At 70.8% G+C, this 26,495-nt stretch carries 25 protein-coding genes; 17 read left to right on the top strand and 8 right to left on the bottom strand.

Going from position 1 to position 26,495, the window contains the following annotated elements; translation table 11 throughout:
* The first annotated feature begins 40 nt into the window (after nucleotides 1-40).
* A complete protein-coding gene (gene pdxH, locus SYV04_RS09405) occupies nucleotides 41-625 on the top strand; it encodes a pyridoxamine 5'-phosphate oxidase (RefSeq protein WP_422723924.1) in 585 nt (194 codons plus the stop codon).
* A 32-nt stretch (nucleotides 626-657) separates the two neighbouring features.
* Here the strand turns inward: pdxH and SYV04_RS09410 are convergent, their stop codons facing one another.
* The gene (locus tag SYV04_RS09410) at nucleotides 658-1,368 is read right to left on the bottom strand and encodes an SDR family oxidoreductase (RefSeq protein WP_321545334.1); all 711 of its coding nucleotides are present in this window, start codon (nucleotides 1,366-1,368) and stop codon (nucleotides 658-660) included.
* Between the two features lie 96 nt (nucleotides 1,369-1,464).
* On the opposite strand from SYV04_RS09410, the gene hemG reads away from it, so the two are divergent.
* Nucleotides 1,465-2,841 carry a protoporphyrinogen oxidase gene (gene hemG / locus SYV04_RS09415; protein ID WP_321545335.1) on the top strand — a complete coding sequence of 459 codons (1,377 nt, stop codon included), beginning with the start codon at nucleotides 1,465-1,467 and terminating at the stop codon, nucleotides 2,839-2,841.
* A 10-nt stretch (nucleotides 2,842-2,851) separates the two neighbouring features.
* On the opposite strand, the gene SYV04_RS09420 is transcribed toward hemG, so the two are convergent.
* Nucleotides 2,852-3,352 (bottom strand): hypothetical protein, encoded by a 501-nt coding sequence (locus tag SYV04_RS09420; protein ID WP_321545336.1) that lies wholly within the window; start codon nucleotides 3,350-3,352, stop codon nucleotides 2,852-2,854.
* A 263-nt stretch (nucleotides 3,353-3,615) separates the two neighbouring features.
* On the opposite strand from SYV04_RS09420, the gene SYV04_RS09425 reads away from it, so the two are divergent.
* Genes SYV04_RS09425 through SYV04_RS09435 form a run of 3 tightly spaced genes read left to right on the top strand, consistent with a single transcriptional unit; the run spans nucleotide 3,616 to nucleotide 6,001 of the window.
* The gene (locus SYV04_RS09425; protein ID WP_321545337.1) at nucleotides 3,616-4,188 is read left to right on the top strand and encodes a sugar transferase; all 573 of its coding nucleotides are present in this window, start codon (nucleotides 3,616-3,618) and stop codon (nucleotides 4,186-4,188) included.
* A complete protein-coding gene (locus SYV04_RS09430) occupies nucleotides 4,185-5,234 on the top strand; it encodes a sensor histidine kinase (protein ID WP_321545338.1) in 1,050 nt (349 codons plus the stop codon). The genes SYV04_RS09425 and SYV04_RS09430 overlap by 4 nt, the downstream gene beginning before the upstream one ends.
* Nucleotides 5,231-6,001 (top strand): LytR/AlgR family response regulator transcription factor, encoded by a 771-nt coding sequence (locus SYV04_RS09435; RefSeq protein WP_321545339.1) that lies wholly within the window; start codon nucleotides 5,231-5,233, stop codon nucleotides 5,999-6,001. Before SYV04_RS09430 ends, SYV04_RS09435 begins: the two co-directional genes overlap by 4 nt.
* 4 nt (nucleotides 6,002-6,005) lie before the next feature.
* Here the strand turns inward: SYV04_RS09435 and SYV04_RS09440 are convergent, their stop codons facing one another.
* A complete protein-coding gene (locus SYV04_RS09440; protein WP_321545340.1) occupies nucleotides 6,006-7,493 on the bottom strand; it encodes a glutamate-cysteine ligase family protein in 1,488 nt (495 codons plus the stop codon).
* Nucleotides 7,494-7,621: 128 nt separating this feature from the next.
* On the opposite strand from SYV04_RS09440, the gene SYV04_RS09445 reads away from it, so the two are divergent.
* The 3 genes from SYV04_RS09445 (at nucleotide 7,622) to SYV04_RS09455 (ending at nucleotide 10,086) form a co-directional block, all read left to right on the top strand.
* Complete coding sequence (locus SYV04_RS09445; RefSeq protein ID WP_321545341.1) at nucleotides 7,622-8,002, top strand: DUF1499 domain-containing protein; 381 nt, start codon at nucleotides 7,622-7,624, stop codon at nucleotides 8,000-8,002.
* Between the two features lie 74 nt (nucleotides 8,003-8,076).
* Complete coding sequence (gene rlmN / locus SYV04_RS09450) at nucleotides 8,077-9,165, top strand: dual-specificity RNA methyltransferase RlmN (protein WP_321545342.1); 1,089 nt, start codon at nucleotides 8,077-8,079, stop codon at nucleotides 9,163-9,165.
* Nucleotides 9,166-9,231: 66 nt separating this feature from the next.
* On the top strand, nucleotides 9,232-10,086 hold the full coding sequence (locus tag SYV04_RS09455) for an aldo/keto reductase (RefSeq protein ID WP_321545343.1): 855 nt from the start codon (nucleotides 9,232-9,234) through the stop codon (nucleotides 10,084-10,086).
* 1 nt (nucleotide 10,087) lies between these two features.
* Here the strand turns inward: SYV04_RS09455 and SYV04_RS09460 are convergent, their stop codons facing one another.
* Nucleotides 10,088-10,831, bottom strand: coding sequence for a hypothetical protein (locus tag SYV04_RS09460; protein WP_321545344.1), 744 nt, complete (start codon nucleotides 10,829-10,831; stop codon nucleotides 10,088-10,090).
* Nucleotides 10,832-11,098: 267 nt separating this feature from the next.
* Between SYV04_RS09460 and SYV04_RS09465 the strand changes: the two genes are divergently transcribed.
* The gene (locus tag SYV04_RS09465) at nucleotides 11,099-11,482 is read left to right on the top strand and encodes a hypothetical protein (protein WP_321545345.1); all 384 of its coding nucleotides are present in this window, start codon (nucleotides 11,099-11,101) and stop codon (nucleotides 11,480-11,482) included.
* Between the two features lie 13 nt (nucleotides 11,483-11,495).
* Here the strand turns inward: SYV04_RS09465 and SYV04_RS09470 are convergent, their stop codons facing one another.
* From SYV04_RS09470 to SYV04_RS09480, 3 genes are all read right to left on the bottom strand, one after another.
* Entirely contained in the window at nucleotides 11,496-13,109 is a 1,614-nt protein-coding gene (locus tag SYV04_RS09470) for an adenylate/guanylate cyclase domain-containing protein (RefSeq protein ID WP_321545346.1), read from the bottom strand.
* Between the two features lie 102 nt (nucleotides 13,110-13,211).
* The gene (locus SYV04_RS09475; RefSeq protein ID WP_321545347.1) at nucleotides 13,212-14,621 is read right to left on the bottom strand and encodes an HTTM domain-containing protein; all 1,410 of its coding nucleotides are present in this window, start codon (nucleotides 14,619-14,621) and stop codon (nucleotides 13,212-13,214) included.
* Complete coding sequence (locus tag SYV04_RS09480; protein ID WP_321545348.1) at nucleotides 14,614-15,795, bottom strand: imelysin family protein; 1,182 nt, start codon at nucleotides 15,793-15,795, stop codon at nucleotides 14,614-14,616. The genes SYV04_RS09475 and SYV04_RS09480 overlap by 8 nt, the downstream gene beginning before the upstream one ends.
* 219 nt (nucleotides 15,796-16,014) lie before the next feature.
* Here SYV04_RS09480 and SYV04_RS09485 point away from each other — a divergent pair, with 219 nt between their 5' ends.
* Nucleotides 16,015-17,502, top strand: a complete 1,488-nt coding sequence (locus SYV04_RS09485) for an NHL repeat-containing protein (protein WP_321545349.1) — start codon at nucleotides 16,015-16,017, stop codon at nucleotides 17,500-17,502.
* Between the two features lie 84 nt (nucleotides 17,503-17,586).
* Entirely contained in the window at nucleotides 17,587-19,965 is a 2,379-nt protein-coding gene (locus SYV04_RS09490; protein ID WP_321545881.1) for a TonB-dependent receptor domain-containing protein, read from the top strand.
* Here the strand turns inward: SYV04_RS09490 and SYV04_RS09495 are convergent.
* On the bottom strand, nucleotides 19,962-20,822 hold the full coding sequence (locus SYV04_RS09495) for a metallophosphoesterase family protein (protein ID WP_321545350.1): 861 nt from the start codon (nucleotides 20,820-20,822) through the stop codon (nucleotides 19,962-19,964). The genes SYV04_RS09490 and SYV04_RS09495 overlap by 4 nt on opposite strands.
* A gap of 148 nt (nucleotides 20,823-20,970) precedes the next feature.
* Between SYV04_RS09495 and SYV04_RS09500 the strand changes: the two genes are divergently transcribed.
* The 6 genes from SYV04_RS09500 (at nucleotide 20,971) to SYV04_RS09525 (ending at nucleotide 26,458) form a co-directional block, all read left to right on the top strand.
* Nucleotides 20,971-22,170 carry a PEGA domain-containing protein gene (locus SYV04_RS09500; protein WP_321545351.1) on the top strand — a complete coding sequence of 400 codons (1,200 nt, stop codon included), beginning with the start codon at nucleotides 20,971-20,973 and terminating at the stop codon, nucleotides 22,168-22,170.
* A complete protein-coding gene (gene gluQRS, locus SYV04_RS09505; RefSeq protein ID WP_321545352.1) occupies nucleotides 22,167-23,111 on the top strand; it encodes a tRNA glutamyl-Q(34) synthetase GluQRS in 945 nt (314 codons plus the stop codon). The genes SYV04_RS09500 and gluQRS overlap by 4 nt, the downstream gene beginning before the upstream one ends.
* A gap of 131 nt (nucleotides 23,112-23,242) precedes the next feature.
* Entirely contained in the window at nucleotides 23,243-24,199 is a 957-nt protein-coding gene (locus SYV04_RS09510; protein ID WP_321545353.1) for a hypothetical protein, read from the top strand.
* 63 nt (nucleotides 24,200-24,262) lie between these two features.
* Nucleotides 24,263-24,919: an AgmX/PglI C-terminal domain-containing protein gene (locus tag SYV04_RS09515; RefSeq protein ID WP_321545354.1), complete on the top strand. Its 657-nt coding sequence runs from the start codon at nucleotides 24,263-24,265 to the stop codon at nucleotides 24,917-24,919.
* 66 nt (nucleotides 24,920-24,985) lie between these two features.
* Complete coding sequence (locus SYV04_RS09520) at nucleotides 24,986-25,831, top strand: GNAT family N-acetyltransferase (protein ID WP_321545355.1); 846 nt, start codon at nucleotides 24,986-24,988, stop codon at nucleotides 25,829-25,831.
* A 6-nt stretch (nucleotides 25,832-25,837) separates the two neighbouring features.
* Complete coding sequence (locus SYV04_RS09525; protein ID WP_321545356.1) at nucleotides 25,838-26,458, top strand: MiaE family protein; 621 nt, start codon at nucleotides 25,838-25,840, stop codon at nucleotides 26,456-26,458.
* Nucleotides 26,459-26,495: the final 37 nt, after the last annotated feature.

The raw sequence follows: 26,495 nt of genomic DNA on the forward strand, positions 1-26,495 counted from the left end.
GTGTAGGGCCCGTGAGTCAACCTTAAGTAACGTGCGCGCCATGGAACTGCCCCAGGATCCCATCGAGCGCTTCGCGGCCCTCTACGCGCAGGCGAAGAAGGCCATCCCCGTGGACCCCAACGCCATGATTGTCGCCTCGGTGGGCGACGACGGCCGGCCCTCGGCGCGCGTGGTGCTGCTCAAGGACTTTGATCAGCGCGGCTTCGTCTTCTTCACCAACCACGAGAGCCGCAAGGGCCTGGAGCTGCTCAGCCACCCCGTCGCGGCGCTCGTCTTCTACTGGGCCCCGCTGGAGCGCCAGGTACGCGTGGAAGGGCGCGTGGAGCGCGTCTCCGAGGCGGAGTCGGACGCATACTTCCAGAGCCGGGCTCGGGGCAGCCAGATTGGCGCGTGGGCGAGCCTCCAGAGCCAGCCCCTGCCCTCGCGCGAGCAGCTGGAGGCCCGGGTGGAGGAGCTCACGCTCCAATACGAGGGGAAGACGATTCCCCGCCCTCCGCACTGGGCGGGCTTCCGGGTGGTGCCCGACCGGATCGAGTTCTGGCACTCACGCCCCAACCGGCTCCACGAGCGGCGGGTGTACGTGCGCGAGGCAAGCGGCTGGCGGACCGAGTTCCTCTACCCGTGAGGTGGCTCGGTCCCCGCGCTCGCGCCCGCGTCCTACCAGGGCAGCTCTCGGCCCTGGAAGTCCAGGAAGCCGCCGCTGTTGTCCACGGTGAGGCCGTCGATGACGCGCAGCATGCCCTGCACGGAGTCCTCGGCGCGCATGGGCGCCGACTTGCCACCCATCTCCGTACACACCCAGCCCGGGTTGAGCACGGCGGTGATGAGGCCCTTGTCCCGGAAGTCCACGGCCATGGTGCGCATGCCCACGTTCAGCGCGGCCTTGGACATGCGGTAGCCGTAGGCCCCGCCGGTGAAGCCGTAGACGCCCGACTCATTGTTCTCGCTGAGCGAGGCCATGCGCGTGGTGAGGTGGAGGATCTTCCGCGTGGAGCCGCGCAGCACCGAGGGCATCAGCGCCGCCGACAGCCGCAGCGGCCCGAAGGCGTTCGTCTCCATGACGCGCGCCATGTCCTCGTAGTCCAGCTCCATCAGCGAGCCCCACTTGCCGCCGATGCCCGCGTTGTTGATGAGCACATCCAACGGCGCTTCATTCACATTGGCCGCGAAGGTCAGGACGCTGGAGGGCTCCGTCACATCGAGGGCGTGGATGCGCAGGCGATTGCCCGCCTCGCGAGCCAGCGAGGCCAGCAGTCGAGCCTCGGAGGGAACCCGGACCCCGGCTTCGACGGTGTCGCCGCGAGCGAGCAGTTGTCGGACGAATTCGAGACCAATTCCACGGCTGGCCCCGGAGATGGCATAGCGCATGGGTGCATTAAGGCGCTTCACTGCCTGTAGGCACAACATAGGTGTCACTTGACCCAGGGATGACCTCGATCAAGGCAGGATCCAGGAGTAACGGACATGACCGTCATCGCTGTTGTGGGAGGAGGCATCACCGGCCTGACGCTGGCGTACCGCCTGCGCTCACGGGGAAAGGATGCGGTGGTATTGGAAGCGGATACCCGTCTGGGAGGTAACATCCAGACGAGACAACGCGACGGGTTCTTAACGGAGGCGGGGCCCAACAGCTTCCTGGACAAGGAACCCACCACGCGGGAGCTGGCGGCGAGCGTGGGGGTGGAGGCGCGGATCCGCGCGGCGGATCCGGCGGCGAAGGCGCGCTACCTGTACACGCGAGGACGGTTGCGGGCGGTGCCGGCCTCTCCGCCCGCGTTCCTGAAATCGGACATCCTGCCCCTGGGGGCACGCCTGCGGGTGGTTGGCGAACTCTTCACTGGCCGTGTGGCCTCGGGGGTGGATGAGTCGCTGGGAGCGTTCGGCCGGCGGCACCTGGGCGAGACGGCGACGGAGGTGCTGCTGGATGCGGTGCAGACGGGCATCTACGCGGGGAACCTGGAGGCGCTGAGCGTGGGCGCCACCTTCCCGCAGCTCACGAAGCTGGAGCGCGAGCACCGCAGCCTCATCCTCGGCGCCATCCGCACCCAGGGCGCCGCGCGGCGCAAGGCCCTGCCGGCTGGAGAGGCGGCGCCGGAGAAGCTGCGCGGGGCGCTCTGCACCTTCGAGGGAGGCCTGGGGACGCTGGTGGAGGGACTGGCCCGAGCGCTCGGACCCGCGGCGCATGCGGGCGCGAAGGTGGAGGGGCTCACACCGATGCAGGGTGGCTGGCGCGTCTCGGTGCGCGAGCACGGGCGACAGGCGGAGCTGCTGGCCTCCCACGTGGTGCTGGCCACGCCCGCGTACGTGACCGCGGGGCTGCTGCGGCCGCTGGATGAGAAGCTGGCGGAGCTGGTGGAGGGCATCGCCTACGCCCCCATCGCCGTGGTGAACCTGGGCTATGCCCCGGGCAGCACACCACCGCCGGATGGCTTCGGCTTCCTGGTGCCGAGCATGGAAAAGCGGCGACTCCTGGGCGCCATCCACGCTTCCACGGTTTTCCCCTTCCGCGCGGAAGGTGGACGCGTTCTCTACACCTGCATGGTGGGTGGAGCGCGCAGAGCGGACCTGGTGGGGCTGGACGAGGAGGCGCTGGTGACGCTCGCGCGCGAGGAGCTCCGGGAGCTGGCCGGGGTGACGGCGAGCCCCAGCTTCACCGAGGTGATCCGCTGGCCACGTGGCATTCCTCAATACAACGTGGGACACACAGGACGGATCTCCGCCATCGACGCGGCGCTTGCTCGCCTGCCGCGCCTGCACCTGGCCGGCAATGCGTACCGAGGGGTGGGGATCAACGACTGCATCCGCAACGCCGTCGCGCTGGGCGATGCGCTGAGCGGGTGAGCGCTCCGGCTCAGGCCAGCCGGATGGCCATGAAGGTCATCGGCCTGGCCTGGGGGTCCGCGAGCAGCTCGTTCACCCGCTGGAGGAAGGCCTCGAGCCCCTCGCCCGGCGAGAAGCCCCAGTTGCAGCGGGCATCTCGCCGCCACTCTGCGATGGAGGGCGGAGGCGAGGCATGGCCGGGCAGGGGCGCGGTGACCTCCAGGCCGAACACCTTCATCGGCGCGTCCGGAGCGCGCGGCGGGTAGAAGGCCTGGTAGAGGCAGTCGTTGCGCTCGCGCGGGGGCGGGAAGGTGACGACCAGCGCGGCGCCATGGCGCGTGAGGGAAAGTCCTTCGGCGGGCACCCGCTTCGCGTCGTGCAGTTGCATGCCCAGGCCCATCCAGAGGTCCTTCAGGTAGGCCGTGTCCTGCGTGAAGGTCCTGACGAAACGCTCCGGGTCGGACAGCGCCATGCGGGCCAGCATGTACTTGACGATGAAGTGATGACTCTGAGCCGAGGCTTCAGCGGTCATGGGTTCCTCCCCCGGGTGCGCGCCGCACTCCACCATAGACGAGACGGCCCCGCGACCGCTCACCCGCCGCCCGCGACCGTTCGCCCGAGTACGCGCCACGGAGGGGGGCCACCGGGGGCATCTTCCTCCGTGTCACGCCGTCCACCGGAGCGCGCCATGACCTCTGTCTCCACGCCCTTGTTGATCCTCTGTGCCGTCCTCCTCTTCCCGCTGGTGCTCGTGGGCACCCTGGCGCTGGACCTGACCGAGACGGAGGTGGAGTCGTGAAGGGCAAGCGCCTGTTGGACCTCGTCCTGCTGCTGCCGCTGGTGCCCTTCTTCGGGCTGGCGGTGGGGCTGCTCGCCCTGATGGTGCTCATCCTGGATGGGCGGCCCGTGTTCTTCACCCAGCCTCGCTACGGGCAAGGGCGGCGCATCTTCCGCATCCTCAAGCTGCGCACCATGACGTGCGAGCCGGACATGCGCGCGCGGCGGCCTACCCGGTTCGGAAACCTGCTGCGCCACCATGGCCTGGATGAGCTGCCCCAGCTCTTCAACGTCCTCATCGGGGACATGAGCCTGGTGGGCCCCCGCCCCCTGACGCCCGAGGACGCCGAGCGCCTCATCGCCGCGCACCCTCCCCTGGCGGCGCGCTTCGAGGTGCCTCCAGGCATCACCGGGCTGGCCCAGGTGTGCCAGGCACGTGGGGCGGCGCTCACGGCGCAGCTCGATGCCGAGTATGCTCGGAGCCGGAGCGCCTCCGTGGACATCCGCATCCTCTTCCGGACCACCTGGATCAACATCGTCGGCAAGCGCCGGGGCGCGCGCCCCTTGCCTCCGCACCTCGCGCCACGATGACCGCGGAAGGCTCCATCGTCCGCGCCACCCTGCGCGCGCTCACGGCTCCCAAGCGACTGGCGCCCATCCTGCTGGTGTCCGCCTCGCTCGTCTTCGCGCAGACGGCCTTCAGCCGGGAGCCGCTCGCCCTGCCCCTGGGCGTCATGCTGTGCCTGCTCTTCGTGGCCGTGGCGCCCGTCTCCTACCGCGTCCTGTTCCCCGAGGGGTTGGACCTGAGTCACGGTGGCGTGCGGCTGGTGCTCTACGTCGCGGTGGGCCTCGGGGTGGTGATCTCCTCGGGCTACATCCTCCCGAAGTTCCTGCGCATGGGGCCGACCTTCCTCACCCAGCCGGTGAACCTGGCCGTCTGCTGCGCCCTGTTCCTGGTGGGCGGGTGGGGATTGGGGCGGGATATCGGCTTCGAGGAGTCGCTGGCGCGTGAGCGCGCCCGGGGGGCCCGGCTTGCCCTGGAGGCCGAGCAGGCCCAGCTGCTGGCCCTGCGCAGCCACCTGGATCCGCACTTCCTCTTCAACACGCTGAACGCGATCGCCGAGTGGTGCCGTACCGACGGGGCCGTGGCCGAGGCGGCCGTGCTCAAGCTCTCGGCCATGCTGCGCAGCGTGCTGGCGGGAGTACGCAGCGCGACGTGGCCGATGGAGAAGGAGCTGGAGCTCATCCGCACCCTGTTCGACCTGCACCTGCTGCGGGACCCGGAGCTGTTCCAGCTCTCCATCGAGGTGGAGCCCGGAGCGAGCGAGGTGCATGTGCCTCCGCTGGTGCTGCTGCCACTGGCGGAGAACGCGGTGAAGCACGGGCCCGCGGCGGGGCACCGGGGGCGCATCAGCCTGCAGGTGGCCTCGCGCGAGGGCGAGTGGGTGTTCACCCTGGAGAACCCCGGCGCCTCGAAGGGTCCTCGGGATGGCAGTGCCGGACTGCCCACGGTGGAGCGCCGGCTCGCCCTGGCCTACGGTGGCAAGGCCCGACTCGTCCTGGAGAGCGCCGAGGGCCGCACCCGCCTCACCGTCACCCTGCCCCGCTCGGGCCCCCTGCCTGGAGTCCTCACGTGAGCCAGTCCCTGCGCGTCCTCATCGCCGATGACGAGCTGCTCGCCCGCAAGCGCCTGTCGCGGCTGCTGGGCGCCTTCCCGGATGTGGAGATCTGCGGGGAGGCCGCGGACGGAGACGCCGTGCTCGCGGCGGCGCGGGCGGGCGGGGTGGACATCATCCTCCTGGACATCCACATGCCGGGGCTGAACGGGCTGGAGGCGCTGTCGCTGCTGCCCGAGGACGGCCCGCGCGTCATCCTCTGCACGGCGCACGCGGAGCACGCCGTGGATGCCTTCGAGTACGGCGCGGTGGACTACGTGCTCAAGCCGGTGGAGGCCGCGCGGCTTCAGAAGGCGCTGGAGCGGGCCCGGGCGCGGCTGGGGCCCAAGGAGGCGCAGGAGCCCGCCGCCCGCGCACCGTCAACGAACGCCAAGGGGCTGGCGAGGCTGCCCATTCCGACGCGGCAGGGCATCGTCCTGGTGGATCCAGAGAGCATCTCCCACGCGACGCTGGAGGGCGAGCTGGTGACGGTGTTCACCACGCAGGGCGAGTTCCTCACGGACTTCACGCTGAACGAGCTGGCGGACAAGCTGCCAGTGGAGGGCTTCCAGCGGGTACACCGGCGGGCGCTGCTCAACCTGGCCCACGTCACGCGGCTGGAGCCGCTGGAGACGGGGGGCTACATCGCGCGCACCACGAAAGGGCACTCGGTGGAGATCAGCCGCCAGTCGGCCCGTGAGTTGCGGCGCATGCTGGGCCTGCGCCGAGGAACCGAGGAGGAGGGCTGATCCATCAATCCAGGGGCCAGGTATGCACGGGCGCGCCGGACTCGGCGTGCTCGCGGTAGCGCTCCAGCAGCGCGGCCAGTGCGTCCACGCGCGGCATCCGCTCCTCCAGCCGCGCCAGCGTCCGCCGTTGCCAGCGGGCTCCCGTCTGTCGGGCCGCCACGCGCGCCTCGATGATGCCGAGCATCGCGTCCGCCTCGTCCTCGTTCACTCCCGCCCCCACCAGCCCCCGGCGGGCGATGGGCAGCAGCCGGGGCACCAGCTCCGTCACCGGCACTGGCTGGGGCGAGGGCGTCTTGTCCGAAGGCCAGAGCATCACCGCGTCCACGCCCTGTCTCGCCGCTCGGAGGAAATTGCCCCGCGCGCTGTCGAAGGGAATGCCCGGCAGCAGCGCATCCATCTGGTCGGCCAGCCCCAGCGACAGCCCCAGGAGCAACGCCCCGTTGGCCACCATGTCCACCACCGTGGGCCCCGCCGGCAGCGCGCGGAACTCGATGCGCAGGTGCCCCTCGTCCTTGGGATCATAGATGGCGCGGTTCCAGCTCCACACCGTGCTCTGGTGCAACCGCAGCTCGTCCAGCTTCGGCAACTGCCCGCGCGCCACGCACTCCAGCGGAGACTCCGGGCCCACCACCGGCAGCAGCGGCGCATGCAGCGCCACCGCCTCCGAGAACAGCTCCAGCGCGCTCTCCCGCGCCCAGCCGTGACCGAACGTCACCCGGGCATGCGGCAGGAAGCCTCCCTCGTGCGGCTCGCCCCGGTCGTCCACCGCCTGGCGGAAGAGCGCCACCCGCGTCTCATCCCACAGCCGCCGCCCCAGGAAGAGCGGTGAGTTGGAGGACACCGCCAGCACCGGCCCCGTCACCAGCTGCGCCGCGTTGTACACCCGGGCGAACTCCTCCGGCGCCACCCGCAAGTGGAACTGAAGCGAGGTGTTCGCCCCCTCCAGCGTCACGTCGTCCCACGTGAGCGTCAGCGTGTCCTCGCCCGCGATGGCCACCTGGAAGGGCGCGTCCCGGCGGCGCCGGATGGCCGCCGACAGCGCCCGGTAGCGCGGCATGCCCGTCAGCGCCCCGCTGCCCAGGTCCGCCTCGCGCAACGTGGGCAGGATGCCCGTCACCACCACCTGCGCCCCTTGCGTGGCTGCCGCGCGGCGCACCTCGCCCAGCGTGTCCTCGAACTCCGCGCGCAGCGCCGTGAAAGGTCTCCCAGCCAACAGAGCGGGACGCAGGTTGCACTCCAGATTGAAGCGGTCGATTTCCAGCGTCACCCGGGGGTCCACCGTCTGCCCCAGCACCTGCCGGTTCACCGGCAACGGGAAACCCGCCTTGTCCACCAGGAACAGCTCCAGCTCGGCGCCGATGGTTCGCGGCCCCGCGCCGAAGCCTGGGCGCCCGAGCACCCGACGCAACGCCTCCACATTCTCGGCGAGCCGCTGGGAGAAGCGCCGGTAGTCCTCGGGACTGAATTCCTCACATTGGATGGCCAAGCCCATACGCCAGACATGGCCATGCCCCTCGTTCCCGGCAGGCTACCTGCCACTCGCCTGCCCTCGGCTGCCTGCCCCCCGGAGTGCCAGCCAGTCCTTGACCGGCCGGCGGCCCCATGAGAGGCCGGCGGCCGATGAGCCGCCTGACCTCCTTGACCCAAAATGTCGCGGAGACTTCTCCCAATGCCGAGGACCCTCGGCTGCGCACCCGCTTCTATGCCCTGTCCCGAGAGACCGTGTGGAACACGGTGTACGTGCTGGCGGCGGCACAGCCCGGGTGGGACATCCTCGAGGCCGACCAGGCCGAGGGCGTGTTCGAGATCGAATCCCGAACCCGGTTCCTCAATTGCGTGGACGACGTCACCATCCGCGTGCGCCCGGCCAGCGGACAACGCATCTCCGTGGACCTGCTCTCCCGCTCCCGCGTGGGAAAGGGAGACCTGGGCACCCAGGCCCGCCGCATCCGTCACTTCCTCGCCGCGCTCGACAACGCCCTGAGCCCCACGCCCCGCTGAGCCCGTCCCCTCGCGTTCCGGGCGGCCGTCCCTGGTGAGCCCTCCGCCCAGGTGTGTTATCGCTGGAGCACGCCATGCAGCCCTCCCCTCCCACCCCTCCGGTCAACCTGTACGACCTGCCGCGCGCCGCCCTCGGCGAGCTGCTCGCGGGCTGGGGCTTCAGTGCCTTCCACCGGGACGCGCTGTGGGAGGCCCTCTACCGCAAGCAGGTGGGGAGCCTCGAGGAGCTGGAAGGCCTGCTACGGCCCGACCTCGTGAAGCGACTGCGCAAGAGCGCCCTGCTGCGCCGCCCCGCCGTCCACCACGAGAGCTTCAGCAGCGACGGCCTCACCCACAAGCTGCTCCTGCGCCTGCACGATGGGCAGACCATCGAGACGGTGCTGATGCGCTTCAAGGGCCGCGCCACGGTGTGCATCAGCACGCAGGCCGGGTGCGCCATGGGCTGCGTCTTCTGCGCCACCGGGCAGATGGGGCTCGTGCGGCACCTGAGCCCGGGGGAGATCGTCGCCCAGGTGCTCCATGTCACCGGCATCCTGCGCCAGTCCGACGAGACGCTGCGCAACATCGTCCTCATGGGCATGGGCGAGCCCCTGCACAACTATGACGGCACGATGGAGGCGGTGGACATCCTCGTGGACCCGCTCGGCCTGGCCATCGGTCCGCGCTTCATCACCCTGAGCACCGTGGGCGTGGTGCCCGGCATCCGCCGGCTCGCGGACGAGGAGCGGCCCGTGCAGCTCGCCGTCAGCCTCCACGGGGCCACCGACGCGGAGCGCGCCGCGCTCGTCCCCGTGGGCAAGCGCTGGCCGCTCGAGGAGCTGATGGAGGCCTGCCGCTACTACAGCGAGAAGCGCAAGCGCCGCATCTTCTTCGAGTGGACGCTCATCGCCGGCAAGAACGACACGCCGGAGCAGGCGCACACGCTCGGGCAGCTGCTGCGGGGCATGGACGCCCACGTCAACGTCATCCCCCTCAACCCCACCGTGGGCTATGGCGGGGTGCCGAGCGCTCCCGAGTCCGTGCGCGCCTTCCAGGACGTGCTCGCCAGCTACGAGCTGCCCAGCACCGTGCGTCAGCGCCGAGGCATCGACATCGACGCGGGCTGCGGTCAGCTCAAGGCCGCGGTGGAGCGCCCGCGACGTCCGCTTCCCACCACACGCTGAGCCAGGCCCAGGCACGGGGACAGGGCCCGCGTTAACGTGCGCGACCCCATCCTCGGAGGTCTACGCATGGCCGCAGCCCCTTCCGCCGCCGCCGCTGGCACGTTCCGCCTCGGTGACATGACCGTCAACCGCATGGGCTACGGCGCCATGCGCATCACCGGCCAGGGCATCTGGGGCGAGCCCAAGGACCCCGAAGGCGCCAGGCGCGTGCTGCGCCGCGCGGTGGAGCTGGGCGTCAACCTCATCGACACCGCGGACTCCTACGGTCCGGACGTGTCCGAGCGCATCATCGGCGAGACGCTCCACCCCTACGCTCAGGGCCTCCTCATCGCCACCAAGGGCGGCCTCACCCGCAGCGGCCCGGGCGGGTGGCACTCCAACTGCCACCCCGATCACCTCAAGAAGGCCATCGAGGGCAGCCTGCGCCGGCTGCGCGTCGAGCGCATCGACCTGTACCAGCTCCACACGGTGGACCCCAAGGTCCCCATGGAGGACTCGATCGGCGCGCTGGCTCGCCTGCGCGAGCAGGGGAAGATCCGTCACGTGGGCGTGTCCAACTTCAACGTGGAGCAGCTGCGCGAGGCGCGGAAGATCGTCCCCATCGTCTCGGTGCAGAACCGCTACAACCTCGCGGACCGGGCCAGCGAGGACGTGCTCAACGAGTGCGAGAAGGAGGGCATCGGCTTCCTGCCGTGGTACCCGCTCGCCGCCAGCTCCCTGGCCTCGGACACCAGCCCGCTCATCCAGGCCGCCAAGCGCCACGGGGTAACCCCGGGCCAGCTCGCGCTCGCCTGGCTGCTCCACCGCTCTCCAGCGATGTTGCCCATCCCCGGCACCTCCTCCGTGCAGCACCTGGAGGAGAACATCGCCGCTGCCTCCGTGAAACTGTCCCCCGAGGAGGTCCGCGAGCTGGGACGGTGAGCTAACCCTGCCCCAGGCGCAGCGGGGACTTCGCTCCCCGCTCGGGCAGGAGCGGCAGGTGGCTGGCCGCCTCTCGCGTCAGGCCGATGAACGCCCGGGCCGCCTCCGCCAGCGGAATGCCCAGCGTCTTCAGCGTGCGGCGGTGGTCCATCATCACCACCGCCATCGCCGCCATGGCCAGGCTCCACCACAGCGCCTGCCACGCCGCTCGCGTGGCCACGCCCCAGCCCTGCCGCGCGAAGAAGTCCCCGTGGAAGTCCAGGTGGTGCTGCTCGTCCTCGCAGATCTGCTCCAGCCCCCGCCGCATGCCCCCCTGCGGTAGCCGCGAGGCCAAGAGCCCGTAGAAGGCCCCGCCCACCACCTCCGCCACCAGCAGCACCATCAACTTCAGCCGCAGCCCCAGCAGCCGGCGCCCGAACACGAAGAGGCGCTCGGTCCAGTTGCGCGACAGGAGCCGCCCTCCCAGCCCACGCACCATGAAGCCGAGGATGCGACCATGTCGGCCCTCCTCCGCCACGAAGAGCTTCAGCGCCGCGCGGTAGTCCGCGTCGATGCCCGGAAGCCGCGCCGAGTCGATCTCGTGCGCGATGCGCCCCTCGCCCGCCTCTCCGAGCTGGAAGGTCGCCAGCGAAGCGGCCAGCGCCGGCCGCCACGCCTCGGGAATCTCCTCCCCCCGCTCCAGCCCCTCGGGCAGAGGCCGCCGCCTGTTCGCTTCGAAATGTCCCCGCCAGTCGCTCCACTTCATCGCTCTTTCCTCCGAGGGGCCGCGCCACCTCCTCGAAGAAATGCCTCATCCCCGCGCGCCCGGAGCGCGCTTGCCGCCGAGCGGTCGCGTCATGCGTCCGAGCGGTCGCCCCCGCGTGTCCAGTGACAGCGGATGCGGGGACGCACACACGCTGCCACGTGCCACGTTGATGGAGGACACCCACGCGGCAACCTTCACGAGCCCCCTTGCATGCACTCGGCACGTGGGCACATTCTTCGAGTCAGCAACACCGAGGGAGGTGGAGCGATGCTTGCCATCCATGAGCACGCGACGTTGGAAGCAGCGAGCAGCGATCTGCTCGACTTCATCCTCTTGCCTGACAACTGGCTCTCCATCGAGCAGCAGGCCGAGGACCCGGCGCTGCGGCCCGCCCAGAACGCGCTCTACCAGCGCCGGGTGGGCACGCTGCGCGTCTGCGCCAGCGTCGAGGTATCTCCCACGCTCGAGGTCTTCCTGCGCATCGCCTTCCGCGCGCCCGGGCTCACCCCGGTGAAGGCCGCCGATCAGCTGGAGACCTTCCTGCGCACCCGTCTGCCCCTCACGCCCAACTCCGAGTGGCAGGTGGAGGTGGACGAGCGCCGGTGGATCCACTTCGTGCGGCGCTACGCTGGCGCGCACCTCCGGGCCTGATCGGCGCCCGCGCTCACGCCAGCTTGTAGTAGCGCAGCGGCTGGCCCACGTTCTTCACCGCCGTCTCGATGAGCGGACCGAACTTCAAGTCCTGAGTCCAGGGCGCCTGGGACTCGGCGAGCGCCTCGCGCGCGCTGTCCATCAGCAGCATCTCCCGGAAGCCCCCGAGCGACTGCAGCCGCGCCGTCTGGTTCATTCCCGTGGAGAAGGCCGTGTAGTTGCGGTTGGGCCCGAACAGCCCGCAGTTGACGTGCGCCAGGTTCACGCCAATGGCCACGCCCAGCCCTGGTAGCTGCACCCGCTTGCACAGCTCCGCCACCTCCTCGCGCGCGCTGAGCGAGGCGGTGTAGTTCTGGATGTCCAGCGCCGCGCGCACCACCGCCTCGGCCCGCTGCACGCGGCTCGTCTCGAAGAAGGGCGGGCCGAACAGGCCGATGACGCAGTCGCCCACCATCTTGTCGAACACCCCGCCGTGCTGCCAGATGAAGTCCACCGCGCGCGCGCTCCACTCGTCCACGAAGCGACCGATGGCCTTGGGGCTGTCGAAGCCCTGCTCGCAGATCCGGGTGAAGCCGTTGATGTCCGCGAAGAGGATGCCGACTTCCTGATCCTGCGGCCGCAGGTGGTTGCCGTAGGCCGGGTCCCTCAGCAGCTCGTCGATGGCGCGGCTGGGGAAGAACTGGGACAGGTGGATGCGCTCGCGGTTGTAGTCCAACAGCCGCTGGCTGAGCCCGGAGGCCAGCAGCCGGACGATCTCCAGCGTGTAGGCGGAGAAGTCCTCGTCGCTCCAGAGGATGATCTTCCCCAGGTGCTCGCCGGAGGAGGTGCCCGAGATGAGCACCACCTCCGTGGTGCGCCCGCGCGCCTGGCCGAAGAGCTGCCGCAGCGAGCCATCCGAGCGCTTGAGCAGCTCCGGCCCCTGCTTCTGGATGAGGCGCTCCAGGTGCTGCCCGGGACGATCGGCGCTCTCGTACTCCAGGTGCCCGTGGCGGTAGGTGCGGTAGTGCAGCACCTGCGGGCGCACCGCGTCCCGGTACAGCAACAGGAAGCCGGGCAGCCGCACCCGCTGCGCCAGCGCCAGCACCGCCTGATCCATGCCCACCTCGAAGACGGGGTTGGCCAGGTGCCGGTTGCACTGGACGATGAGCTGGTGCTTCTCCGCGGCGGTGTGGACCAGGCACAGCACCGTGTCGAGCTGCTCGGCCACCGTCTCCAGCAGGCGGGCGAGGCGCGCCGACTCCAGCACGTCGGTGTGGTCCTCCGGGAAGAGCAGGCCGATGGAGCCCACCCGCGTGCCCCCCACGTCCAGCGCCTGGGTGACGAGCGTGCCGTCCTCCATGCGCCGCACGCCGCTGATCTCCTCCAGGAGCGGGCCGGGGTGACGCTCGCCCCAGGCGCCCTCGGTCCAGGTCTGCTCGGCCAGGTCCTCGTTGCGCGTGGTGAGGGCGATGGCGCGCGCGCCCGTCAGCTCCAACAGCTTCGGGAAGCAGCGATCGAAGGTCTGCGTGAGGCTCTCGCGCTGTTTGAGGCTCTCCTCGAGCAGCTCATCCAGGGCACGGTGGAGCTGGCGCAGCGACCGGAGCTCCTCCAGCGAGGGCTCCGCGGGCAGCGGGTACGACGCTTTCATGGGTCGAGGATGGCCCCGAACCGCCCGACCGGTCCGTCGCCACCCGCCTCCTTGCCCCCATCTTACGGGCAACCGCGCCGGAGGCCACGTCCTGCCCCCCGCTCAAGGCCCCCGGGCCAGGGTGGGACGCAGGCGCACGGGCAGTGAAGCCGGCGCGGGAAGGATCCACGCCTTCGCGGCCAGCCCGTCCCGCTCCCGCGCGAGGTCCACCGAGGGATCGATGAAGACCTCCGCCGGGCGGCCGTTGAGGGACACGCGCGCGTCGGCGTACACCTCGACGGGGCCCCGGCCCTTCGCCTCGTAGTCACGGGCGATGCGGTGGGCGAGCTGCAGGATGAGATCGGGCTGTACCGACATCTCCCGCTCCTGCAGCCGGGTGAGGTACTGGTTGGGCGGCACGTGCCACTCCCTGCCCGTGCCCGGCTCCCGAACCACGAAGGTGACGCTCCCGTTCTTCTCCCGGGCCATCACCCGCCACGAGAAGCGCATGCCCTGCTCGTGCCAGAGGACGTTGCCCTCGTAGAAGTGGGTCCTCAAGGGGAGCACGAGCTGGACGAGCCCATAGGCCACCGCCACGCCCAGCGCGAGCCGGGCCTTCGGGCCCACGGCCACCACGGCAGGCGCGGGCTCAGGCGCGCGGGCCCCTCCCGCTGGCAGGAGGCGCAGGCGCTCGCCCAGCCACCGCGGCCAAGCGGGGTCGAAGAAGACCAGCGCCGCGGTGACCATGATGACGGGGAACATCCCGATCGGAAACAGCGCCAGGGTGGCCGCGTGGAACCCCACGACCACCACATACGCCAGGGGCCGCAACCTCCGCGTGAGCAGGAAGGCGACGATCGTCGTGTCGAAGAGGAACCCGCCCCAGGCGGCGGCGAACGCGACCCAGCGCTGCTCCAGCAGTGGCCCCACCAGGGGCAGGCTGGTGCGCGCCGACAGCCAGATACCCAGGGGCTGAGCGTGGATCAACCAGTCGGTGGTGAGCTTGGCCAGCCCAGCGAACACGTAGACGACGGCGACCTGGAAGCGCAGCAGGTACGTACACCAGGCCGGCAGCGTGTCGCGGCGCAGCGCCGGCTTTCGCCACGCATCCACCGAGAAGGCCCGGTGCGCCGGCACGAAGCACAGCAGCCCCGCCAACAGGCTCACCAGATAGTAGTGGTTGAGGTAGTTGGTGACGTCCACCAGCTGGACGTAGCTGAACAGCACGAAGAGCAGCGCGATGGCCACGCGGTAGTAGAGGCCCACCGCCACGCACAGGCCCAACACCGCCAACGCCGCGAAGACGACGTGGATCCACGGGGCGGGCAGCGCCGGCACCCAGCCGAAGCCCCAGTAGGTGAAGTGAACCTTCGGTCGCGCGAAGAAGTCGTCGATCCAGCCGTAGGCGAGGAAGCGCACGGCCGATACCGTCACCATCAGCCCGAACGCCACCCGGAAGGCCACCAGCGCCGCGATGTCCCGCGGCGCCAGCAGGCGCTCCCAGAGGCCGGCGCGCGCCCGCACCTCAGTCATTGTCCCCTTCCACCGTCTGGGGCAGCTCCAGGTCGAGCACGGTGACCAGCTCGGTCTTCAGCACGTCCGTCATGCCCTTGACCCCGTCATAGAGCGCGCGGACCGAGGCCTTGTCCTGGTCCAGGGCCTGCACGAGATCGGACTCGTTCACGGCCTCCAGCGCGGCCTGGGCCGCCGCCCCTCGCTCATGCAGCTTCGTCGCCAGTGCCTCGGAGCCCACCGCCACCAGCAGATCATCGAACGCCACCCCCGAGAAGTCCGGGCCGCACCCCTCCATCACCCGGCGGTAGCCCACCAGGTTGGAGCGCACGTTGGCCTTCGAGCGGGCCGCGAATTGCGACTCCAGGTACTCCGGACACGTGTCGCCGTCGCAGTCCCGGAGCCCCAGCGGCCGCGCGAGCTTCGTGTCCTTGACCGTCTGCTCCACGTAGAAGAGCGCGTCGCTCACCGAGTTCAGCCCCGCCTGGCTCGTCGCGTACACGGTGTTGCCCGGGCCGGCCGTCTCCAGCGTCTTCGCGAAGTCGCCCTTGCCCGGCTCCCACGCCTCCGTGAGCTGCACGGCGCGGCGGTGGACGTCCTCCGCCGCCGCCGCCGCATAGGCCCGCTTGCGCGCCTGCTTCTCCTCGGTGGAGAGCGCCGCCCAGGTGCCTCCCGACACGATGGGCGAAGTGGGCCCGCACGCGGTGTCCGTCCCCTCATAGAAGAGCAGGTACTCGACGGCGTAGAGCCCTCGGCGGCTGATGAGCGAGTTGGGGAAGTCCTGCGACTCGTAGCTTCGCGAGACGAGCTGCTCCTCGATGGCGCAGCGGCTCACCAGGGGCCAGGAGTAGATGTTGTCACGCAGCTCCGCGCCGCCCGGCATGCTCCGCGGGGCCGCAGGCCCCACCTGCATCGTCTCGAGGATCTGCCACGCGTCCATGGCGCGGTGGTACGCCGCGCGCGCCGCATTGCGCGTGCTGTCCCCAGGCTGAGCCGCCAGGGCCGCCGTGGCCGTCTCCAGCTCCGCGGCCACCTGCTGGAAGTCCCGCGCGCTCGTCACCACGCACGCTCCGAACGCGCCCAGCAGCGCCGTCCGCGTCGCCTGGACCTCGCCTCCTGGCTCCGGCGTGGGGGTCGGCTTCGTCTCCTTACAGCCCCCCAGCCCCGCCAGCGCCACGACAGCCCATACGCTCACACCGGAGCGCCAGCCCCGCTTCCAATCCAACCTCGAGCTTCTCATGAGCCCGTTGAGTATCAGCCGACTTTGCGACTGACAACCATTATCAAAACGTCTCAAAGGTCTCAGCCGGCCCCTGGCTGCCTTGACTATCCGAGCGTGGCGGGTTACCACGCGCCCGCCCTGAAATTGACAATCGTTATCAATTTCAGACTTTAAATGAGGGGAAAGACAGTCATGAAGAACGAGGCGGAGTATCGGGGTCTGCGGACCACCCTGGTGGGCGCGACGGTGTTGGCGCTCTCCCTGGCGCTCATGGGCGGCTGCGGCGATGACACGATCGTGGATCCGCCCGAGAAGCCGACGGAGAACGACGCGGGCACCCAGGTGCCGGACGCCGGCACGGGCGGCAACGACGGCGGTACGACGCCGGATGCTGGAACGGCGCCGCTGGACAGCGAGTTCGCCGTGGCCCGCCTCAACAGCGACGGCACCTCGGATACGACCTTCGGCTCCAACGGCGTGGCCCGCCTCGACCTGGGCCCGAGCACCACGGGCGTGCGTGAGGTCCTCTGGAGCATGGCGCGCGACTCCTCGGATCGCCTCGTGCTGTTCGGCTCGCGCAAGGGCACCGGCGAGCGCGTGGACGCCGACCGCGTCACCGTGCGCCTGAGCAAGGATGGCGCCCTGGACACGGCCTTCGCCACCGACGGCGTGTTCACCCTCAACATCGCCAACCTGGCCGACAACCCCCGCCACGGCATCGTCCAGCCGGACGGGAAGATCGTCTCCTCGGGCTACACCGCCCAGCCCACGGGTGTGGGCAGCCAGACCGCCAATCGCATCGTCCTGGCCCGCCTGGGGGATGACGGCAAGCTGGACAACTCCTTCGGCTCCAAGGGCCTGGTGAACTCCAACCCGCTGCAGCCCGCCGACCCGGTCAACACCGAGTGGGGCTTCGCCGAGGCCTACTCCGTGGGGCTGCAGGACGACAAGTACGTCACCGCGGGCTACTGCCGCATCACGGCCACCAGCACGGGCGTGGACCTGTGCTCCTTCCGCTACACCTCCACGGGCCAGTTCGACACCACCTGGGGCACCAACGGCTTCGTCACGCTGGACCTGATCAGCGACAACGATCGGGCGCGCAACATGGCCGTCCTGCCGGACGGGCGCGTGTTCATCGCCGGCAGCGGCACCCCGGCGTCGCAGAACATCGACGCCCTGGCGATGCTGCTCCAGCGCGATGGCGCCCGGGACACCACCTTCGCTCCGGAGGGCTACAAGCTCTACAGCTTCGGCCGTCCGGATGACGCCTTCTTCGGCGCGGCGGCCTCGGCCGATGGCAACTGGGTCGCCGCGGCGGGCCACCGGGCCGGCGGCACCGAGGACGAGGACTCCACCCTGCTGCTGATCCCCACGGGCGGCAGCGGCGCCGAGTTCGCCCAGCCCATGCCCAGCTCCGAGACGGCCAATGACCGCTTCCTGGCCGTCACCTTCGATGGCAACGGCAAGGTGGTCGCGTCGGGCTACGTCACGGAGAACGGGGACAACCGCATGGTGGTGGCGCGCTTCAACACGGACGGTACGCGCGACACGACCTTCGGAACCGGCGGCATCGTGACGCTCAACCTCGTGCCGGGCGGTACGGAAGAGTCCGCACGCGCAGTGGTGGTCCAGTCCGACGGAAAGATCGTGGTGGCTGGCACCGTCGAGAAGAAGTAATCGAACCGCCCGCCGCCAAGGCGGGTGAAGCAGGGAGGAGCAGCTTTGTCGAACGACGCACGCAGGTGGGCGGCGGCCGCGGCGATGGTGTTCGCCATCGCGGTGGAGGCAGCCGCTCAGTCCCCAGAGCCCGCGGTGGGAGCGCCCCCTGCGGGCGCGGAAGCTCCTCCCTCCCCGCCGCTGGCGCCCGAGGCTGCCCCTCCTCCCACGGAGGGCAGCGTGCCACCGGCGGCCGAGCCCTCGGTCGCCGTGCCTCCGGCTCCCACGCCTCAGCCGCCCGAGACCGCGCTGCCCGCGCCGGCCTCGGAGCCGGTGAGTCCCACCCCAGCGCAGGAGCCCGCGAGCCCCGTGCCCGCGGCGCCCGAGGAGGCCCAGAAGAAGTTCGAGAGCGTGGTGGTGGGCACCTCGGAGACTCGCACCAGCGGCTCGGTCCACGTGCTCAAGTCGAGCAAGCTCGAGCGCTACGAGCTGGATGATCCCCAGGCCATCCTGCAGTCGGTGCCCGGCGTCTACGGGCGCGGCGAGGACGGCTTCGGTCTGCGGCCCAACGTGGGCCTGCGGGGCGTCAACCCCGATCGCAGCAAGAAGGTGACGCTCCTAGAGGACGGAGTCCTCTTCGGGCCCGCTCCCTACTCCGCGCCGGCGGCGTACTACTTCCCGCTGATGACGCGCATGCAGTCGGTGCGCGTGCTCAAGGGCCCCTCGGCCATCCAGCACGGCCCGCAGACCGTGGGCGGCTCGGTGGAGTTCATCACCCGGGACATCCCCGCCGAGGAGGAGTTCGGCGTGGACTTGAGCGGCGGCCAGTACCTGTCCGGCAAGTTCCACGGCCACTACGGGGCGAGCACCGAGTCCTCCGGCTTCCTGCTGGAGGGGGTGCATCTGCGCAGCAACGGCTTCAAGGAGCTCGACGAGGGCGGCCATACGGGCTTCCGCCGCAACGAGTGGATGATGAAGGCCCGCCACCAGTTCGACTCCGAGGGCGAGTTCCGCCACGGCCTCCAGCTCAAGCTGGGCTACTCGGACGAGGCCTCCAACGAGACGTACCTGGGCCTGAGCGACGCGGACTTCGCGCAGAACCCGCTGCGCCGCTATGGGGCCAGCCGAATGGACCACATGGCGTGGCACCGCACCCAGGTCGTCCTCAGCCACCAGCTCGACGCGGGCGCGCTGGCGGTGACGACCTCGGCCTACCGGCACGACTTCCACCGCATCTGGCGCAAGGTCAACCGCTTCGCCGGCGTGGACGTCGCCAGCGTGCTGGCCGACCCCACCAGCGCACGCAACTCCATCTACTACGGCGTGCTCACCGGGCAGATCGACGCCTCGACGCCGCAGGAGACGCTGCTGATCGGCCCCAACAACCGCACCTTCGTCTCGCAGGGGCTCCAGAGCATCGGGCGCTGGAGCACGAAGACGGGCGCCCTGAGCCACAACCTGGAGTTCGGCGCGCGCTACCACTTCGACAGCATCGAGCGGCTCCACACGGAGGATGGCTTCCGGATGGTGGGCGGCAGGCTCGTGTCGGACGGCGAGCAGACGGCGACGACGGCCAACAACATGGACTCGACGCACGCGGTGGCGCTGCACGTCATCGACGCGGTGTCCTGGGGCCCGCTGGTGGTGACGCCGGGCGTGCGGCTCGAGGTGGTGCGCTCGCGCTCCGTGGACCGGCTCGCGGGCGTGGCGCAGGACGGCTCGCTCGAGGCCCTCATGCCCGGGCTCGGTGTCTATGGCGGCCTGACCCACTCCCTGGGCCTCTTCGCGGGAGTACACCGTGGCTTCTCGCCGCCCGCGCCGGGACAGTCCGGAGAGGTCGGCCCCGAGCGCAGCATCAACTACGAGGCGGGCGCCCGGTGGACGCGCAGCGGCGAGCGCGTCGAGGTGGTGGGCTTCCTCAACGACTATTCGAACCTGACGGACGTCTGCACCTTCTCCAACGGGTGCCTCAACGACAACCTGGACCGGCAGATTGACGCAGGCGAGGCCCGCATCCAGGGCCTGGAGGCCTTCGCGGAGAAGACCTTCCGCCCGGGCGGTGGGGTGACGTTCCCCCTGTCGGTGGCCTACACCTTCACCCAGACGGAGCTGCTGGAGAGCTTCCGCTCGGCGGACCCGCAGTACGGCACGGTGGAGGCGGGCGATGAGATGCCCTACGTGCCCCAGCACCAGCTCTTCGCCTCCGCGGGCGTGGAGTCCGCGTTCGGCGGCGTCTTCCTGACCGCCACCTTCCTCGACACCATGCGCGAGGAGGCGGGCCAGGGCGAGGCGGCCGCCGGCGAGAAGACCGAGGCGCTGCTGACGTTCGACCTGAACGCGAGCTGGAGCTTCTCGAAGAACGCCCACCTCTACCTGAGCGCTCGCAACCTGCTCGACAACCAGGCCATCGTCTCCCGCCGGCCCTATGGCGCCCGGCCGAACGCGCCGCGCACCGTGCTGGTGGGGCTGAAGTACTCGCTCTAGGCCCGTGCCCCAGGCACGTGCTTCTGGCCACCCACCACCTGACCGCCCGCCACTTCGATGAGCCAGTAGCCCTCGCGGCCGGCCATGGTGGAGGAGCCCGCGCCGAAGATGTGCGGGCGCTCGTGGGTGGCCGGGTGGTGGTAGCGGTGGTGGATGTGGCCGTGGAGCACGGCGTAGCGCTCGCCCGGGATGAGCTTGAAGAGCGCCTCCGCGTCTCGCAGCCCGTGCAACTTGGAGTCGGGCCGCCCGCGATGCGTCAGGGGCGCGTGATGCACCACCACCAGGAGCGCCCGGCCCGCGAGCCTTGGATCCCGGGTGATGGCCTCCAGCCCCTCGAGCTGCTTCGGGCCGATGAAGCCGCTGGCGATGCCTGGCACGACAGGCACCCGCGCCGAGAGCAGCCCTACCACCGCGGCCTCCTCACCCACCTTGCGGACGAAGGGGAAGGCACCCTCCCGGCAGTGCTCGGGGGTATCGCTCGCCAGCAGGTGACCGAAGTAGCGCTCGAAGCGCCGGCTGCGTTGGCTGCCCGGCGTGTAGACGTCGTGGTTGCCCGGGATGACGGTGCAGCGGCGCGGGTCCTCCACCAGCTCTCCGAGCGCGTCGCGCGCGCCCTGGAATTCGCTCTCCAAGGCGTAGGCGGTGAGGTCTCCCGAGAGGATGAAGTGGTCCGCGGCGTGCTTCCGCGACTCGTGCGCGATGGTGGCGAGCGTCTGGGCGGCGTGTCGGTAGGCGCGGGCCCGGCCCCCCACGGTCAGCTCCGCCAGGGCGACCCAGCGGCGCCAGCCCAGCCGCAGCAACGGCTGCGCGAAGTAGTCGGCGGTGATGTGGACGTCGGAGCAGTGGACGAAGCGCATCGGATCTCTCGGTGGCGGCAGGCTCGTAATCCCTCCCCGCGAGCAGGGCAACAAGGACTTCGGGAAGACGGTGCCCTGATGCCAGCGCTCTCGGGCGGCGCTCCTGCTCAACCTGTCTGACGTCGGACAGGTTAGTGTGCGGTCCACCATGAAGCGGATCGCGCTCCTGCTCAGCCTGCTGCTCGGCACCTCCCTGGGTGCGCAAGAGGCCCCCCGGCGCGTGGCCGTCCTGCCCATCCAGGCGCTCACGGGAGATGTTCCTTCACGGGCGGGGCCCCGGGTGACGTTGCGGCTCGCCACCGAGTTGCGCGCGGTGGAAGGGTGGGAGCTGGCCGAGCCGCCCCCCTCCGAGCCCCCGGAGGTGCTCGCCCAGGCCCGCGCCTTTATGAAGGATGCGGAAGCCCGGAGGCAGCAGCGCGACTTCGCCGGTGCGGAGGCCGCGCTCGGCAAGGCGATCGAGGCCTTCTCCACCGTGGCGGCGGAGCTTCCGTCCGGCAACGAGCTGGCCGATGCCCATGCCCTGCGTGCGGCGGTGCGCTACGCCCAGGGACAGGATGAAGAGGCCGCGCGCAGCCTCTCCTCCGCGCTCTCGCTCTCTCCGGGACGCACGCTCCCGCTGACCGCCACCTCTCCCCTCTTCGCGCGTACGGTGGAGCGAGTCCACGCGGCCCTGCGTGAGCAACCGCGCGGCTCCGTGCGCTTCACGTCCGTGCCCCCGGGCGTCACGTTGACGATCGATGGCCAGCCGGTGGGCATCGCTCCCGTGCGCGTGGTGGAGGTGCCTCCGGGCGCCCACCTGTGGCGCGCGGTCCTGCCCTCGGGCGAGGCCACGGGCGGCATCGTGGAGGCGGTGAGCGGCAAAGAGGTAGAGGTGCGGGTGAAGCCTCCCGGCGAGGGCCCCGGCGCGGTGCTCGCCTCGGCGCTCGCGAGCAATCGGCTCGACACGGCTTCGGTGGAAGCGGCGGAAGCGCTCGCCCAGACACTGCGCGCGGACCTCGCCGTGCTGGGGACGATCTCCCGCTCGGGCTCGGGCCTCGCCCTGGATGCCTTCCTCTTCGTGCCCGGCTCCCGGACGCTTCGCCGCGTGCCGCGCATCGCGTTGGACATCGATCTGCTCGACGCGGGGCCCCCGCTGCGTGAGCTGACCGCCGTGCTCACCTCGCGTGGCGCCGAGGCGGGCTCGCCCGTCACGCTTCCGACCGCTCCGTCCTCGGTGGCGGTCGAAGCCTCCCGCCTCGCCCAGGTGAAGTACCCGCTGCAGGACAAGCCCGTGAGCGCTCCGAAGCCCACCGCTCCCACGCCGGACCGCGCGCCGCTCAATCCCCGCAAGCCCCTCGTCCGCCCATGAGCTTCCGTGGCCGCTTCGCGCCCAGCCCCACCGGGCGCCTCCACCTTGGCAATGCTCGCAGCGCGCTGCTCGGCTGGCTCCAGGCCCGCGCCGCCGGAGGCCAGTTCCTGCTGCGCGTGGAGGATCTCGACCGCGCACGCTGCCGTCCCCAGTACCTCGATGACCTGATGCGAGACCTGGAGTGGCTGGGGCTCACCTGGGACGAGCCGCTCCTCTTCCAGAGCGCCCGCGACGCGGTGTACCGGGACGCGCTGGCGCGCCTGGAGCGGGAAGACCGCGTCTACCCCTGCTTCTGCACCCGAGCGGAGATCGCCCGCGCGGCCAGCGCGCCCCATGGCCTGAGCGACGAGGGGCCACGCTATCCGGGCACCTGTGCCCGTCTGTCCTCGGCGGAGATCTCCGAGCGCTCCCGCACGCGCACGCCCGCGTATCGCTTCCGGACGCAGCCCGGCGAGGTGTCCTTCGTGGACGGGCTGCAGGGTCCCTATGCCCAGGACGTGGAGGCCGCGGTGGGGGACTTCGTGGTGCGCCGCAACGACGGCGTGGCCAGCTACCAGCTCGCGGTGGTCGTGGATGACGCCGCCACGGACATCACCCATGTGCTGCGGGGCGATGACCTGCTGAGCTCCACGCCCCGTCAGCTCCAGCTCTACGCCGCGCTGAAGCTGACCGCGCCCGAGTTCTTCCACGTGCCCCTCGTGCTGGGCGAGGACGGCAAGCGGCTCGCCAAGCGCGAGGGGGCCTTCGCCCTGGCGGAGCTGCGAGAGCGCGGGCTTCCCGCCGAGCGGGTTCTGGGCCTGCTCGCCGCCTGGAGCGGACTGGGAGACGGAACTCCCGTCGCGCTGGCGGAGCTGGTGCGGCGCTTCCATCCCGAGGCCCTGCCCCGAACGCCCGTGGTGGCGCGCGAGCAGACGCTCGTGACGGCGCTGGGGCTGGAGTGAACGTCTCCTCGCTTCGAGAGGAGACAGGCAATCACGCTCGAATTCTCAGGAAGTGAACAGATGCCCACCTTTGCTCCGGATGCGAGCGTCTCGCGGCTCCGCGGAGCGCTCCCTTCGCAGGAGCGGCAGGCATGGCTGAGATCGTGGAGAAGTCGCGCGTGGAGGCGATCCCAGGTGTCCCCTTCAAGCTGAGCTGGGGCGCCATCTTCGGGGGAACCTTCGTCGCGCTGGGGGTCTGGGTGCTGCTGTATTCGCTGGGGCTCGCCCTGGGGCTGTCCTCGGTGGATCCGGCGGATCCCGGAAGCGCCAGGGCGGCGGGCATCGGCACCGGCATCTGGTCGCTCATTGCGCCGCTCATCGCCCTCTTCGCCGGTGGGCTGGTGGCCTCGCGCACCGCGGGGGTGCTGGACAAGACCGGCGGCGCGCTGCACGGCGCCGTGCTCTGGGGCCTCACCACGCTGGCGGGCGTCATCATCATGGGCATGGCGATCTCGTCGCTGCTGGGCACCGTGTTCAACGTGGGCAAGGCCGCGGTGGGCGCCACGGGCACGGCCGTCGTCGGGGCCGCCACGGGCATCGCCTCGCAGGGAGACCAGGCCCAGGGCCTCGCCCGGTCGTTCGGGCTCAACGCGGAGGATGCGCTCGCCCCCATCAACCAGCGGTTGCAACAGGAGGGCAAGCCCACCATCACCGCGGCCCAGCTCCAGGCTGCCACCAAGGACGTAATCAACACCTCCATCCAGCAGGGCCGCATGGACCGTGAGCTGCTCGTCAACGCCATCGCGCAGAACACCGCGCTCTCGCGTCAGGACGCACAGGAGATCGCCGGCCGCATCGAGACGCAGTGGAACCAGCAGTGGGGCCAGGTGCAGGCCAAGGCCGGGGAGATCAAGCAGGACGTCCAGCAGGGCGCGCTCCAGGCCGCGGACACCACGGGCCGCGTCTTCTGGGGCGTGTTCTTCGCGCTCCTGCTGGGCCTCGTCTCGTCGATCCTCGGCGCCACCCTCGGCGTGAGCAGGCGCCAGCGCTACTACGCGGGGGGCACCGTGGTGCCGCCGGTGAGCCCTCGCCGCGAGGTGTACCCGTAGGCCGCGACTCCCTGTGGCGGACAGCCAGGCTCCTGGGGACACGCCAGGAGCCTTCGCTTTTGTATGCTCCCCGCCGTGTCGGGCCGCGCCCTCATCCTCTGGATCGTCCTGCCCTTCGTGGGCCTGTGCGCGCTGGCGCTCTGGCTCACCCGTCCCGAGCCCGACGTGCCGAGTGAACGGCAGGCCGTACCCACGCCTCCGCCCCCGCCTCCCACGCCGGCCCCGGCTCCCGCCGAGCCTCCTCCTCGCGCCGTCGCGCCCCCCGCCGCCCCGCCCGAAGCGCCCCAGGTGCCTCCGACTCCTGGGGGACAGCCTCCACGCCCGGGGGCTTCCCTCCCCTCCCGCTTCCTGCCACCCCCGGCCATCTCCATTCCCGAGGCCGAGCCCCGGGAAGAGTCCTCCGAGGGCACGGTGGACAAGGAGGACGTGCGCCGGGCCATCCAGTCGGTGGTGCCGTTGATCCGCCAGTGCTTCCAGGACGTGGCCGAGCGCCACCCGGGCACCCATTCGGTCACGCTGCGCTTCACCGTCGAGGGCCAGGGGCTCACCGGCCACTTCCGGGACGGAGAGGTGGTGGACACCACCGTCCAGGACCCTTTCGCCCAGGCCTGCTTCCTGGACTCCCTCCTGGATGTCCGGTTTCCGGCACCGCGCGGGGGGGGCAGGGTCACCATCACCTACCCCTTCCGCTTCGTACCCAACCCGGACGCTGGCCGTTGAGGCTCCCTTCCCGTAAGGTGCGCCTCGGCTTGTCCGAACCTCACTGGTGCGCCTGACTCACCCCAGATGCCCGCCACCATCGAACAGCTCGGTCCTCAGCACACCGATGCCTTGCGCTCGTTCCTGGCAAAGGACTCGACGCACAACATCTATCTGCTGGGCCTCTTCGAGGAGTTCGGCATCGTGCCGCGCGCCGGGCGAGCCCGCTTCGCCTTCCACGGCCGCTTCGACGCCAGCAAGAACCTCACCGCCGCCCTCTTCGTGGGCGGAGAGGGTGGCCTGGTGGTGCCCTCCGCCAGCGACCCGGCCTTCATCACCGAGTTGGCCGAGCCCCTCGCGGCGCAGGTGCGGCTCAAGGCCACGCTGGGCGAGAAGCCGGCGGTGGACGCGCTGGTGCGCAGCCTGGGCGCGGGTGCCCGGCCCCGGCTGTCGCGTACCCACCGCCTGTTCGCCGTCTCCGCCGATGACCTGGGGCCCTTCACCAACCCCACCCTGCGGCTGGCCCGGGAGGAGGATGTGCCCCGGCTGATGCCGCTGGCGCAGGGCGCGGTGCGCGAGCTGATGGAGCGAGACCCGCTGGCCGAGGACCCGGATGGCTACGAGGCGCGCGTCATGCAGCGCGTGCGGGGCCGGCGCACCTACGTGCTGGAGGAGCACGGCGCGCTGGTCTTCAAGGTGGACATCGGCAGCCGCTCGCAGCACGGCGCGGAGCTGGAGGGGCTCTACACCGCGCCCCAGGAGCGCGGAAAGGGCCACGCGACGCTGTGCCTGGGGCAGATCTCCCGGCACCTGCTGTCCTCGCTGCCCCGGCTGGTGCTGCGGGTGGAAGAGAAGGACGAGAGCATGGCCCGCATCGCGCGCAAGGTGGGCTACCTGGCCCAGCGGGTCCACCGCCTGGTCCTCCTGGAATAGATCGCCATGTCCCGTCCCACGCCCAGCCGTCGTCCCCTCTCTGGAGAGGGGCCTGTCATCCTCCACGCGCCCACGGATGCGCGCTGGCTCCCGTTGGCCCTCGAGCGCTTCGATGAGGTGCTCGTCGACCACGCCCACTGCGAGAAGAAGGCGGCGGCCAACGCCTTGTCGATGCTGCAGGTGTACCCGGACCTGCCCGGGCTGCCAGCGCAGATGGCGCGGCTGGCACGCGAGGAGAGCGCCCACCTGGCCCGGGTGTTGGACTTGATGGCCGCGCGCGGGCTCACGCTCACGAAGGACGCGGGGGACCCGTACGCGCAGGGGCTGCAGAAGTTCATCCGCAACCCCTCGGCCGAGCGCCGGGTGGACCGGCTGCTGGTGGCGGCGGTCATCGAGGCGCGCTCGTGCGAGCGGCTCTCCCTGCTCGCCGAGGGACTGGAGGACCCGGCGCTGCGCCGCTTCTATGGAGAGCTGGCGCAGTCGGAGGACGGGCACCAGTCGCTCTTCTACAAGCTGGCCGTCACGGCGAGCGGGGATGAGGCGGCGGTGCGGGAGCGGCTGGAGGTGCTGCTGGCCCGCGAGGCCGAGGTGCTGACCGCCATCGGGGTGCGCGCGGCGATCCACTGAGGGCAGTGCTAGGGTGAGCGGGCTGCTCCACCCGTCC

Origin of the sequence: Hyalangium ruber (assembly GCF_034259325.1) — a bacterium.
Classification (GTDB): domain Bacteria; phylum Myxococcota; class Myxococcia; order Myxococcales; family Myxococcaceae; genus Hyalangium_A; species Hyalangium_A rubrum.

What these genes read in the sequence shown, in the direction of transcription:
- pdxH (WP_422723924.1), top strand. Translation starts at nt 41, where the DNA reads ATGGAACTGCCCCAGGATCCCATCGAGCGCTTCGCGGCCCTCTACGCG.
- SYV04_RS09410 (WP_321545334.1), bottom strand. Translation starts at nt 1,368, where the DNA reads ATGCGCTATGCCATCTCCGGGGCCAGCCGTGGAATTGGTCTCGAATTC.
- hemG (WP_321545335.1), top strand. Translation starts at nt 1,465, where the DNA reads ATGACCGTCATCGCTGTTGTGGGAGGAGGCATCACCGGCCTGACGCTG.
- SYV04_RS09420 (WP_321545336.1), bottom strand. Translation starts at nt 3,352, where the DNA reads ATGACCGCTGAAGCCTCGGCTCAGAGTCATCACTTCATCGTCAAGTAC.
- SYV04_RS09430 (WP_321545338.1), top strand. Translation starts at nt 4,185, where the DNA reads ATGACCGCGGAAGGCTCCATCGTCCGCGCCACCCTGCGCGCGCTCACG.
- SYV04_RS09440 (WP_321545340.1), bottom strand. Translation starts at nt 7,493, where the DNA reads ATGGGCTTGGCCATCCAATGTGAGGAATTCAGTCCCGAGGACTACCGG.
- SYV04_RS09445 (WP_321545341.1), top strand. Translation starts at nt 7,622, where the DNA reads ATGAGCCGCCTGACCTCCTTGACCCAAAATGTCGCGGAGACTTCTCCC.
- rlmN (WP_321545342.1), top strand. Translation starts at nt 8,077, where the DNA reads ATGCAGCCCTCCCCTCCCACCCCTCCGGTCAACCTGTACGACCTGCCG.
- SYV04_RS09455 (WP_321545343.1), top strand. Translation starts at nt 9,232, where the DNA reads ATGGCCGCAGCCCCTTCCGCCGCCGCCGCTGGCACGTTCCGCCTCGGT.
- SYV04_RS09460 (WP_321545344.1), bottom strand. Translation starts at nt 10,831, where the DNA reads ATGAAGTGGAGCGACTGGCGGGGACATTTCGAAGCGAACAGGCGGCGG.
- SYV04_RS09465 (WP_321545345.1), top strand. Translation starts at nt 11,099, where the DNA reads ATGCTTGCCATCCATGAGCACGCGACGTTGGAAGCAGCGAGCAGCGAT.
- SYV04_RS09470 (WP_321545346.1), bottom strand. Translation starts at nt 13,109, where the DNA reads ATGAAAGCGTCGTACCCGCTGCCCGCGGAGCCCTCGCTGGAGGAGCTC.
- SYV04_RS09475 (WP_321545347.1), bottom strand. Translation starts at nt 14,621, where the DNA reads ATGACTGAGGTGCGGGCGCGCGCCGGCCTCTGGGAGCGCCTGCTGGCG.
- SYV04_RS09485 (WP_321545349.1), top strand. Translation starts at nt 16,015, where the DNA reads ATGAAGAACGAGGCGGAGTATCGGGGTCTGCGGACCACCCTGGTGGGC.
- SYV04_RS09490 (WP_321545881.1), top strand. Translation starts at nt 17,587, where the DNA reads ATGGTGTTCGCCATCGCGGTGGAGGCAGCCGCTCAGTCCCCAGAGCCC.
- SYV04_RS09495 (WP_321545350.1), bottom strand. Translation starts at nt 20,822, where the DNA reads ATGCGCTTCGTCCACTGCTCCGACGTCCACATCACCGCCGACTACTTC.
- SYV04_RS09500 (WP_321545351.1), top strand. Translation starts at nt 20,971, where the DNA reads ATGAAGCGGATCGCGCTCCTGCTCAGCCTGCTGCTCGGCACCTCCCTG.
- gluQRS (WP_321545352.1), top strand. Translation starts at nt 22,167, where the DNA reads ATGAGCTTCCGTGGCCGCTTCGCGCCCAGCCCCACCGGGCGCCTCCAC.
- SYV04_RS09510 (WP_321545353.1), top strand. Translation starts at nt 23,243, where the DNA reads ATGGCTGAGATCGTGGAGAAGTCGCGCGTGGAGGCGATCCCAGGTGTC.
- SYV04_RS09515 (WP_321545354.1), top strand. Translation starts at nt 24,263, where the DNA reads ATGCTCCCCGCCGTGTCGGGCCGCGCCCTCATCCTCTGGATCGTCCTG.
- SYV04_RS09520 (WP_321545355.1), top strand. Translation starts at nt 24,986, where the DNA reads ATGCCCGCCACCATCGAACAGCTCGGTCCTCAGCACACCGATGCCTTG.
- SYV04_RS09525 (WP_321545356.1), top strand. Translation starts at nt 25,838, where the DNA reads ATGTCCCGTCCCACGCCCAGCCGTCGTCCCCTCTCTGGAGAGGGGCCT.